Origin of the sequence: Alistipes ihumii AP11, from assembly GCF_025144665.1 — a bacterium.
GTDB lineage: Bacteria > Bacteroidota > Bacteroidia > Bacteroidales > Rikenellaceae > Alistipes_A > Alistipes_A ihumii.
In genome coordinates this window covers 1952819-1964143 of record NZ_CP102294.1, presented here as the reverse complement: position 1 = coordinate 1964143, position 11325 = coordinate 1952819, and the positions used below count along the sequence as shown (strand labels likewise).

Below are 11325 nucleotides of genomic sequence, written 5' to 3'. Positions count from 1 at the left end.
CGGGCTCGGGTGGCGGCCGGAACCGTGTCGGCCGGCCGGATTTCTTCGCCGAGCGGCCGCATGTCAAAACGGTTGTGCCGGAGACGATTTCCGAAGCATGTCCCGACACGGCTATTTCTGAGATTCAGAACCAAGAACAGGCCACAGCAGGTACGGCTATCGGCCGGACAAGAGCGGAGAGAGTACGGGAAATCGCCTCGCAGGGTCCGGTCGGCTTTATCCGTCCGCCGTATCGCTGTCGCACGACAGCGAGCTGCGTACGTAAAGGACATCGCGGAACGAAACGTCGCCGCCGAGCGCCTCGCAAACCCGGGTCAGCGTTTCGCCGGGGTGGTCGCCGAGGTATCGTGCGATCGTCTCGATTTTGTCGGAGGGCAAGAAGCGCTCCGCGCGGAGCACGCCTTGCCCGATCAGATCGGCGATATGCCGGGTAACGGTCATCGGCCGGAGTCCGCGCTCGCGGGCGATTGCCGGCACGTCCAAACCCTCCTCCAGCAGCCTCAGGGTAGCGAGCCGGGTATCCTCTCGCGTTTTGGAAGTCCGCCCGCCAGTCCGACGCTCTTTCTCGGCTCCGCTCTCAGTACGCGGGCTCTCCCGGTCGGAGGCCTCAGAGGCCTGGCGCCGGACCTCGAAATCGAGGTCGTCGCCACGCTCGGCCCGATAAAGAGCGACGATCGAAAGAACCTGTTCCCCGTAGCGTTCGACCAATTTGGGACCCACGCCCTTGATACGTCCGAGCTCGGCACTCGACCCGGGCAACAGATTCGCAATGCCGAGCAGCGCCTGCTGGCTCATCACCACATAGGCCGGCACGCCCGCCTCGGCGGCTTGTTCGCGTCTCCACAGCCTCAGCCGCTCGAACAGCTCGGGATGCAGCACGTCTTCTCCGGCCGTAGCCTTCGTCTCTTTCTTCGTCCGTGCCGCCGCGCCTTCGGCCGCCACCCGAGCCCGCGCTTCCAAATGCCGGAACACGTCGAAACCGCCGGAGGCCGCCTCCAACGTGGCCGTCTTGACACGCAACCGCTCGCCGGAAAGATCGAGCAGGCCGGCGAGCGCCTTGCGTGTTTCCTTGCTGTCGGTTTCGACATAGCTGGCCTCGATCAGCGGGGCGACGACTCGCCCGCATTGTTCGGCGAAATAGGCCGCGCCCTTCACGACGCGCTCGCGCAGCCGTTCGCTTTCGTCGCTGCGAAGCAGGCTCTCGAGCTGCAAACGGAATCGCCGGGCGACATCCGTCACGGACGCGCCGAACTCGGCGGTCCCCTGCTGCCACTGGAGGGCCAGCTTCGGATAGAGCTTGCCGAAATGCTCGGCGACGAAATCCCCGAGCCGGCGGAGCGACGCGCCGAGCGAGTCGAAGTCGAACAGTTCGAGCAGCAAGTCGCGGTAATAAGCCCTGCTCCGCCGCTCAAGTTCCGTCCCGTCGGGTCGTTCGGACGACACCCGCTCGCAGAACCCTTGCACAGTCGGATCGCCGACGATGCAGCGCTCGTCGAGCGGCGAACTGAGCACGAGCCCGTCCAGACTGCGACACCGGCTCAGCGCGACATAGACCTGCCCGTGCGAAAACGACGCGGCGGCATCGATCACGGCCCGGTCGAAAGTAAGACCCTGACTCTTGTGGATCGTAATCGCCCAGGCCGTCCGCAGCGGATACTGCACGAACCGTCCTTCGATCCGTTCGGAAATCTCTTTCGAGTCGGGGTCGATCACGTATTTCGCATTCGTCCACTCGGCCGGTTCGACGGCGATCGGGACGCTCTCGCCCCGGGGAAGCACCTCGACCCGATTTTCGTCCAAAGCCGTGACCGTGCCGATCCGCCCGTTGTAATAGCGCTTCTCGGGCGACGGATCGTTCTTGACGAACATGACCTGAGCCCCTTTCTTCAGCATGAGGGACGGATGCGTCGGATAAAGATATTCGGGAAAGGCCCCCTCGATTTCGGCCTCGAACGTGTGCGAAGGAGCGTCGAGTTCGGCAAGCCGCCGCTCGTTGATCGCGTCGGCCGTATGGTTGTGCGACGTGAGCGTGATGTAGCCCTCGTCGTCCCCGGGACGGAAGCCGGGGACATAGCGGCGGTTCAGCTCGTCGAGCACGTTGCGGTCGACCCGGCCGTCGCGCACGCGGTTCAGCAGCTCGACGAAGCGGCCGTCGCTCTGGCGGTAGACGCGCTGCAGCTCGATACCGACGTAATCGGTTTGCTTCAGCGCCTTCGAGTCGAAGAAAAAAGGAGAGTCGTAAAATGTCCGCAGCAGCGCCCACTCCTCGTCGCGCACGACCGGAGCCAGCTGCCGCACGTCGCCGATCAGCAGCAGCTGCACTCCGCCGAACGGTTTGCGGCGGTCGCGGAAGCGGCGCAGCACGTCGCTCACGGCGTCGAGCACGTCGGCGCGCACCATGCTGATCTCGTCGATCACAAGCAGGTCGATGCTCTTGATAATAGCGATCTTCTGCCGGCTGAAGCGCACCGCTTCCCGCGGCCGGTCCGGCGCGATCCCCCGCTCCGACTCCGGAACGTAGGGGGCGAACGCGAGCTGGAAGAACGAATGGATCGTCACGCCGCCGGCATTGATCGCGGCTACGCCGGTCGGCGCCAGAACGATCATCCGCTTCGGACTGCGCGCGCGCAGCTCGCGCAGGAAAGTCGTCTTGCCCGTGCCGGCCTTGCCGGTCAGAAATACGCTGGTTGCCGTCCGTTCGACGAAGCGGCGGGCCAGTTCCAGTTCGGGATTCTCCATTTTCCTTTCGGGATTATGCGGGCGACCGACGTCCGGACGGAATGCGCCCGGGCGGCCAAAGCGGCGAACCGCGCCGAACGCTTACATTTTGTCGCCGTAGGCCAGATCGCCCGCGTCGCCCAGCCCGGGTACGATGTACGACTTGACCGTCAGCTCCGAGTCGACCGTGCCGCACCAGATCGACGTATCCTGAGCCGAAAAGTGCTTTTTCGCATACTCGAGACCTTCCTCGCTGGCGATCGCGGCGGCGAGAATCGTCCGGCGCGGACGGCCCGCCTTCTCGACGAGCGCCTGAAAGGTCAGCGCCAGCGACGCGCCGGTGGCCAGCATCGGATCGACCAGCAGCAGCGTCTTGCCCGACAGCTCGCACGTCGAGATATACTCGACATGAATACGGAAGCTGCCGTCTTTGCTGTACTTTCGATAGGCCGAAACGAACGCGTTCTGCGCGTCGTCGAAATAGTTCAGGAAGCCCTGATGAAAGGGCAGACCGGCGCGCAGGATCGTCGCGATGACGATCTGATCGTCCGGCAGCGCGACTTCCGCCTCGCCCAGCGGCGTCTCGACCGTACGCATCGAATAGTGCAACGTCTTGCTGATCTCGTAGGCCATTACCTCGCCCGTGCGTTCCAGATTGCGGCGGAACCGCATGCTGTCGCCCTGCACGCCGACATCGCGCATTTGGGCGATAAACTTGTTCAGCAGGGTATCATTTTCCCGGTCCAGTATTCTTATCATCATAGTCTGCTTCTGTAAGTTTCGGTTCGGTCAATACAAGAAATTGTTGAACGGATAGCGCCCGGCGTGTATCTCGCGCACCATGCCGTACAAATCGCGCCGGAACTTGTCGATATTCGTCCGCTTGCGGGCCGACAGGAAAATGCAGGGCGTGTTGGCCCGGGCGATCCAGCTTTTCTTCAGATCGTCGAGCGAAAGGTTCTCGCGCGTGGACGGCGTCAGGTCGTCCTCGTCCTTACGGACGTAGGTATAGGCGTCGATCTTGTTGAATATCAGAAATACGGGCTTGTCGCCGGCGCCTATCTCCTGCAGCGTCTGTTTCACGACGGCGATCTGCTCCTCGAAGCTCGGATGCGAAATGTCGACCACATGCAGCAGCAAGTCGGCCTCGCGCACCTCGTCGAGCGTCGACTTGAACGACTCGACGAGCTGATGGGGCAGCTTGCGGATGAAGCCGACGGTGTCCGACAGCAGAAAGGGCAGATTCTCCAAAACGACCTTGCGGACCGTCGTGTCGAGCGTCGCGAAGAGCTTGTTCTCGGCGAAAACCTCGCTTTTCGCTATGAGATTCATCAGCGTCGACTTGCCGACATTCGTATAGCCTACCAGCGCGACGCGCACGAGCGAGCCGCGGTTGCCGCGCTGAACGGCCATCTGGCGGTCGATCTTCGACAACTGCTCCTTGAGACGGCTGATGCGGTTGCGGATTACGCGGCGGTCGGTCTCGATCTCGCGCTCGCCGGCCCCGCCGCGCGTTCCCGTGCCGCCCCGCTGCCGCTCGAGGTGCGTCCACATGCCCGCGAGCCGGGGCAGCAGATACTGGCACTGCGCGAGCTCGACCTGCGCCTTCGCATAAGCCGTCGTCGCCCGCTGGACGAATATGTCCAGAATCAGGCTCGTGCGGTCGTAGATCTTGTTCTTGAACACCTTGTCCAGATTGCGAAGCTGCGAAGGCGAAAGCTCGTCGTCGAAAATCACGTAGCGTATCTCGTTCTCCTCGACGAAGGCCGCGATCTCGGCGAGCTTGCCCTCGCCTATGAAAGTCTTGGCCGAAGGGGCGGCCAACCGCTGCGTGAACCGCTTGACGCTACGTATGCCGGCCGTCTCGGCCAGAAATTCCAGTTCGTCGAGGTATTCGTTCGCCTGGCGCTCGTCCTGCCGCTCGCGGACGACGGCCACCAGAACGGCCCGACGCTGCTCCGGCGCCGTATCGATCGTTTCTCCCATGAATCTTTCCAAAAATAAAGCCCGAAAGCGTGCTTCCGCCGCATCGTCCCGTCGCGGCCACGCGTCCTGCAAGGGCGCATACAGCACACAATATACCACAAATTTACGAAGAAATACCGAGGAATGAAACAAAAGGCCCGGATTTACTCCGGAATCGCCGCGCCGCGGAGCGACCGCGCGGCGATTTTCCGGCATTTTTTTTGGAATCTGCCGAAAACTTTTTACTTTTGCCTGCGCATGAAGGGGGGATTAGCTCAGCTGGCTAGAGCGCTTGCATGGCATGCAAGAGGTCACGAGTTCGAATCTCGTATTCTCCACGACGCATCAGGACAGGCTGTTTCGATTCGGGGACAGCCTGTTTTGCATACGAAGGCGAGGCATTCCCGTACGGCGGGCAGACTTTCCCCGCGAAGCGTAGCGACTTTCCCGTTCCGAGCCGGCGAATCCGGACTATCGCAGAGGCGGAATCCCCCCTGCGGGAACGAACGGAACGCGATTCGCCGCGCGGCCTTGCCGGGATATCCGCCCGCAGGAATACGCCAGAGAACCACGAACGGATAGAAGATCGATGGAAAATTCCGCCATACCGACCGACAAGCCGTGGCTGTTCGGCCTCACGCTCGACGAACTGGAGCGGATCGCCGCCGAGAACGGGATGCCCCGGTTCGCCGCGCGGCAGATCGCCTCGTGGCTTTATCGCAAGGGAGCCGATTCGATCGGCGGGATGACGGACCTCTCGCTGAAAAACAGGGAGAAGCTCGCCGGGAAATACGAGCTGGGCACGATCCCCTTCGCCGACGTGCAGCGATCGGCCGACGGCACGAAAAAATACCTTTTCCCGACTCTGCAGGGCCGCTTCATCGAGTCGGCCTACATCCCCGACGGCGACCGGGCGACGCTCTGCGTCTCGTCGCAGTCGGGTTGCCGGATGGGCTGCCGCTTTTGCATGACCGCGCGGCAGGGTTTCGCGCACCACCTGACCGCAGGGGAGATACTGAATCAGATCCGCTCGATTCCCGAAAGCGACCGGCTGACCAACGTCGTCTACATGGGCATGGGCGAGCCGCTCGATAACGCGGAGCAGGTCATCCGATCGATCGAGGCGCTGACCTCCGACTGGGGATACGGCTGGAGCCCGACGCGGATCACCGTGTCGACGATCGGCGTGATTCCCGCCATGCGGGAGCTGCTGCGACGGACCCGGGTGCATCTGGCCGTCAGCCTGCACGACCCGATCCCCGCCGAGCGCGCGGCCATGATGCCCGCCGAGCGCCGCTATCCGATCGAGCAGGTGGTCGCCGAGCTGCGGCGGAACGACTTCGCGCATCAGCGCCGAATCAGCTTCGAGTACATCGTCTTTCGCGGAGTCAACGATACGCCGGCGCACGTCGCCGCGCTGACGCGGCTGCTCGCAGGGCTCCGCTGCCGGATCAACCTGATCCGCTTCCACGCGATTCCCGACGCTCCGTTCGAGGGAGCCGACGAGCCGACGATGGTCCGTCTGCGCGATGAGTTGTCGCGGCGAGGCATCACGACGACGATCCGCGCCTCGCGGGGCGAGGACATTCAGGCGGCCTGCGGCCTGCTCTCCACCCTCCGGCAAGGGAACGGTTCTCCGGCCGGACGAAAGGAAAGCCCGGAAGCGAGCGGAAGCGAACCGCACGAAACATCGTCCGACGCTCGTTGTGGAACGACAATTGCACCCGAACGAACCGAACCCGATAATAAAAAAACGATACCATGAAAAAATGGATGACGGCCGCGCTGCTCGTATTGTTCGCGGCAACCGCTTTCGCACAAAAGAACCAGGGAACCGTTTTCGAGAAAGGAACGCTCAAGGAGCTGCTCGCCCTCGCGGACGAGCAGGACAAGTATCTGTTCGTCGACGTATACGCGACATGGTGCGGGCCGTGCCAGATCATGGCCAAGCAGATATTTCCCCAGCAAAAGGTAGGCGAGTTTTTCAACAAGACGTTCGTCAACGCCAAGTTCGACGCCGAAAAGGGCGAGGGGGTCGACGTAGCGAAACGATACTCCGTCAAGGCCTATCCGACCTTTCTGATTCTGGATTCCGACGGAGAGGAAGTCGGACGGATCGTCGGCGGAGCCGATGCCGACCGCTTCATCGAGGAAGTACGGAAAGTACTCGAGAACATCGAGCGGTAAATTTCGGCTTTCCGTAGCGACAGAACGGCAAACCGGAACCCGTGTCCATGACCGTATGAGGCATGGACACGGGTTCGATTTGCATATCCGCCCCGCGCCGGGAAACGGACGGACGGAAGCGGGTATTCGGTCGTGTCCCGGTTCCGCCGGAAAATTCCGTTCGCGGGTCGCAGCGCCCGATCGGATCGTTCGGGTCGTCGCCTCCGGCTCGTCGGCCGAATCTTCGCTTCGGCCGGCGCACTCTATTTCTCCGAAGCGCATTCGCTAAGCCCGATACGCGTGGCCGGTCTGCGGCTTCCGGCCAAGAACCAAGAAATGGCCCCGAGAGCCCAAGTCCGCCTTTCTATGTCCGCACAGCGCTTTTTTGACCCGGGGAGTCGGCGGAGCGGATTATTTGCCTATTTTTGCCTTCAAACGACCCGAGTATGCTGAAGCAACTGGCCGGGCAGACCGCGATCTACGGCGTCGGAACGATCGTGCCCCGGTTTCTGAACTACCTGCTCTTTCCCTACCTGACCCGCCTGATGACGACCGGGGAGTACGGCGTGGTGACCGACCTCTACGCGCTGATCCCGTTCGCGCTGGTCGTGCTGACCATGGGACTCGAGACGGGCTACTTCCGCTTCGCCGGAAAAGCCGCCACCGAGCGGGAACGCAAGGAAGTGTTCGAGACGACATGGGGCGCCGTCTCGCTGTTCGCGCTGCTGTTTTTCGCCGCAGCCCTGCTTTTTACCCCTGCGCTGGCCCGGATCATGGACTATGCAGAGCATCCGTCGTACATCCGGCTGACGGCGGCCATCATCGCGCTCGACGCCGCGACGGCCATCCCGTTCGCCCGACTGCGGCAGCAAGGACGCGCGAAACGTTTCGTCGCGCTGAGACTGCTGTCGGTCGCCGTCAATCTGGCGCTTACCGTCTTTTTCTATTCGGCGCTCCCCGCTCTGGCAAGCCGAGGAGCGGACGCAGGTATGTACGACCCGGCATTCGGCGCAGGTTACGTACTGGTGGCCAACCTATTGGGCAGCGCGGTCGTATGGATCGGCCTGTATCCCAGCTGTCGCGGCGCACGGCCGCGCATACGGCCCAAGCTGTTGCGCGCGGTCATGCTCTATTCGCTGCCCCTGCTTATCAGCGGGATCGCCGGAACGGCCAACGAGTTCATCGACCGGCAGATGATCAAGTATCTGCTGCCGCCCGAGAGCTCGATGGATGCGCTCGGTATCTACGGAGCCGTCGCGAAGCTGGGCGTCGTGCTGATGCTGTTCACGCAGATGTACCGCTACGCGGCCGAGCCGTACTTCCTGTCGGCCTTCCGGCAGGAAGACTTCCGCCGGAGCAATGCCGAGGCGCTCAAGTACTTCATCATCGTGTCCGTCGGCATCTTCCTGACGATCATGCTGTTCGTGGATTTGTTCGGATTGCTGATGGGCCGCGATTTCCGGCAAGGCATCCGCGTGCTGCCGATCATTCTGCTCGCGAACATGTTCTCCGGCATCTGGCTGAACCTGTCGTTCTGGTACAAACAGAGCGGACAGACGCAATATGCGATCTGGATCACCGGCACGGGACTCGTGTTCACGGTCGGACTGAATCTGGCGCTGACCCCGGCGCTCGGCTATCCGGGCGCCGCTCTGGCCCGTCTGGGCTGCGAGACGGCCATGGTCGCCGTCAGCTACTATCTGAACCGGAAGCACTGCCCGACGCCCTACGACCTGCCCCGGATCGGATCGTACTTTCTGGCGGGCGGCGCGATCTACGCCCTGTCGCTGCTGACGGTCCGTCTGAGCCCTGCGGCGCACTACGCCGCCAACCTGCTGTTGCTCGCAGCCTTCGGGTGGCTTGCCGTACACCGCGAGCGGATCGACCTAAAAGGGTTGCTTCGCTCGATCGTCAAGCGTTAGACCGCAAACCGCACTGTCCGAAAAACGGAACGCGATACTTGTGACAAACATAAACCGAACCGTTCGATAAGATAACAAGGAGAACCCGAAGAAAACCGAACCGCGCGGGTCGCGCCACGCTCATGCGCCGCGTCCGACCGAACTTTCTCGCCCGGACCGGGGCGGCGGCACCGAACGCCGACTTCGCCCGAGGATGCGCTTTCGCGTTTTCCGCAAATGAAAAAAGCCATGAAAATCAAAGTCATCAATCGCTCGGCATACGCCTTGCCGCAGTATGAAACCGCCGGAGCCGCCGGCATGGACGTGCGGGCCGACATCCGCGAAAGCATCGTGCTGGGCCCGCTGGAACGGACGCTGGTACCGACCGGACTTTACGTCGAGATTCCGGACGGATACGAGATTCAGGTACGCCCGCGCAGCGGTCTGGCCGCCCGACACGGCATCTCGCTCGTGAACTCTCCGGGCACGATCGATCCCGACTACCGGGGCGAGATCAAGGCGATTCTGGTCAATCTGTCCGACGAACCGTTCGAGATCAAGCCCGGCGAACGGATCGCCCAACTGGTCGTCGCCCGCTTCGAGCGCGCCGAATGGGAAAGCGTCGAGACGCTCGGCGAAACGGCCCGAGGCGAGGGCGGCATGGGATCGACCGGACGAGGGTGACAGACTATTCGCCTCTCGGAAAAACGTAGCAGGCAATCCCTTCCTCATAAAATCCGTTCCGGCGAGCCGAAGCGATTTCGTCGCTATCGGTCGTATAGAAGTAGCGTCTGGCAACATCTCCGCTCCATGTAGCGCATTTGTAAAGAGGAACTGCCTTGGGATCGGATGGAACGTTATCGGGACTGAAAACGTATCCGATCATCTTATCCATATAAAAACCGTACTGTCCATACGATAATTCGTCCTTATCCACCGTATAGAAATATCGCGGAGTATAGGTCTCGGTGGATAAATACCGGTACAAGGGAACCGTCCCGGACGGTTGAGCTGTCGAAGAATAGATATAAAATCGGACGGGGGGACTCTCCAGCCAATAATCGTAAGTGCCGTTTACAATCTCCGTTTCGTCCGGAGTGAGAAAATGCCTATTGTCGCCCGAATGATATCTGTAGACAGGTGTTTTGTATCCGAGGCTTCGGAAAGCGTGATCGTTCAAGTATCGCTCAACAGCTATTTTCAAATCAGCCCGGCGTTTGGGATTTTCAACAACCTCATAGATAGGCACCAACGAACCCGGGTAAACATCGGTCAATACCGCATTATCTAAATTACAGCTCGCTTGCCAATTACTTATGTCCACTGTCACCGGATCTGACGATCCCAAATCGATTTTGCCGAACAAAGATCGTGTTACATCGCCCCCGATCGTCTTATATGCAATGACTTGTTCTTTATTTTGACTTGCAAGGGTCTCTTCCGTGGTCGATCCGATATTTTGACTGAAGATTTTCTGAATACTGAATCCCATACCGGCCTCAATGATGGTTGTTCTCTTAAAAGAGCTGGCAAAAGAGCGATACATGATTTGCAGCCTCCCTCCCAGATAAATATTCGTAAGAACATGGGTACCGTACTTTTGTATGATATATTCCGGATCGGCGTTGTTGACATCGGCTCTGAAAGCATCGGACAAATATCTTTTCAGTGAATCGGGTGGAAAATTGATCTCGACCCGACTCAGACATATATTCATGTCATAGCTTCCGAATCCGTATTTGGCCGAATAGGAATAATCGGAACCGAACTTATTGTTCAGCGTTCCACCGAATAGAGCCAATCCTCCAAGGCGAACGGACGAGGTAATCTTTTTGCAATAATCGGCACCGGTCTCGCCGACAATCATTTTGTTTTCCGCAAAAGGAGAATTATTGACATGAATTCTGTCAGGATAGCGACGATTTATCTCGGAGACGTCCACAATCTGATTCAATTCGAATTCCGGAGACATGTATTCCTGAGTGACATCGTAACCGTATCCCAAACAATTAAACTCCTTATGCTCCCATGACAACCCGTCAGCCGGTGGGGCCAAGGCCTGTTTCGTCCGAACGACGAGGATTTTCTTCGAAACGACGGCGTCGGCTCCGTCTACGGTCTCGTAGCCTGATATCAAAAGAGAATCCAATCGGTTTCGGGAATCCGGGTTCCCGTGCAAGATCAGTTCGATCGTCTTATCACCGTACCCGGTAATGTTCTGAATACTTACGCTCAGATTTTCCCAATCCAATCCATAGTTCATATCGGTGACATCCCAATACAAGTCCGTTGAAATATCCAACCTGGCCCGAGTTGTTCCGGGAGTATAGTACAACGTATCAAGAACGTCCAGATAATGCTGACCGGCTGGCTCCGCTTTAACCGATGGATCGCCCGATGTTATTACAGGCACTGGGACGGAAATTGGTTTTTCACAAGATATCAGTAAAAAGACCTGCAAAATAAAAAATAAGATTTTATTCGTCGTTCTCCAATTTTACCACCACAGACAACAAAAACACCAGGACAGACATACTTAATTTTTTGCCAATGTATTACATATTTTCATAATTTC

Annotated in this window: 8 protein-coding genes and 1 tRNA gene; 5 read left to right on the top strand and 4 right to left on the bottom strand. The window is 59.7% G+C overall.

Annotation, left to right across the window (positions count from 1 at the left end; translation table 11 throughout):
* Positions 1–216: 216 nt before the first annotated feature.
* The 3 genes from NQ491_RS07970 to hflX form a co-directional block, all read right to left on the bottom strand.
* The gene (locus NQ491_RS07970) at positions 217–2739 is read right to left on the bottom strand and encodes an HRDC domain-containing protein (RefSeq protein ID WP_019246708.1); all 2523 of its coding nucleotides are present in this window, start codon (positions 2737–2739) and stop codon (positions 217–219) included.
* A gap of 81 nt (positions 2740–2820) precedes the next feature.
* Positions 2821–3480, bottom strand: a complete 660-nt coding sequence (upp, locus tag NQ491_RS07965; protein WP_019246709.1) for a uracil phosphoribosyltransferase — start codon at positions 3478–3480, stop codon at positions 2821–2823.
* A 27-nt stretch (positions 3481–3507) separates the two neighbouring features.
* Positions 3508–4704, bottom strand: coding sequence for a GTPase HflX (hflX, locus tag NQ491_RS07960; protein ID WP_019246710.1), 1197 nt, complete (start codon positions 4702–4704; stop codon positions 3508–3510).
* Between the two features lie 243 nt (positions 4705–4947).
* Between hflX and NQ491_RS07955 the strand changes: the two genes are divergently transcribed.
* The 5 genes from NQ491_RS07955 (at position 4948) to dut (ending at position 9434) form a co-directional block, all read left to right on the top strand.
* Positions 4948–5021 (top strand) — tRNA-Ala (locus tag NQ491_RS07955).
* Positions 5022–5272: 251 nt separating this feature from the next.
* Positions 5273–6448, top strand: a complete 1176-nt coding sequence (gene rlmN / locus NQ491_RS07950; protein WP_019246711.1) for a 23S rRNA (adenine(2503)-C(2))-methyltransferase RlmN — start codon at positions 5273–5275, stop codon at positions 6446–6448.
* Positions 6445–6870: a thioredoxin family protein gene (locus tag NQ491_RS07945; protein ID WP_019246712.1), complete on the top strand. Its 426-nt coding sequence runs from the start codon at positions 6445–6447 to the stop codon at positions 6868–6870. Before rlmN ends, NQ491_RS07945 begins: the two co-directional genes overlap by 4 nt.
* 425 nt (positions 6871–7295) lie before the next feature.
* A complete protein-coding gene (locus NQ491_RS07940; protein ID WP_019246714.1) occupies positions 7296–8771 on the top strand; it encodes a lipopolysaccharide biosynthesis protein in 1476 nt (491 codons plus the stop codon).
* 228 nt (positions 8772–8999) lie between these two features.
* Entirely contained in the window at positions 9000–9434 is a 435-nt protein-coding gene (dut, locus tag NQ491_RS07935) for a dUTP diphosphatase (RefSeq protein WP_026089783.1), read from the top strand.
* A gap of 4 nt (positions 9435–9438) precedes the next feature.
* Here the strand turns inward: dut and NQ491_RS07930 are convergent, their stop codons facing one another.
* Entirely contained in the window at positions 9439–11163 is a 1725-nt protein-coding gene (locus NQ491_RS07930) for an MAC/perforin domain-containing protein (RefSeq protein ID WP_147524765.1), read from the bottom strand.
* Between the last annotated feature and the right edge of the window lie 162 nt (positions 11164–11325).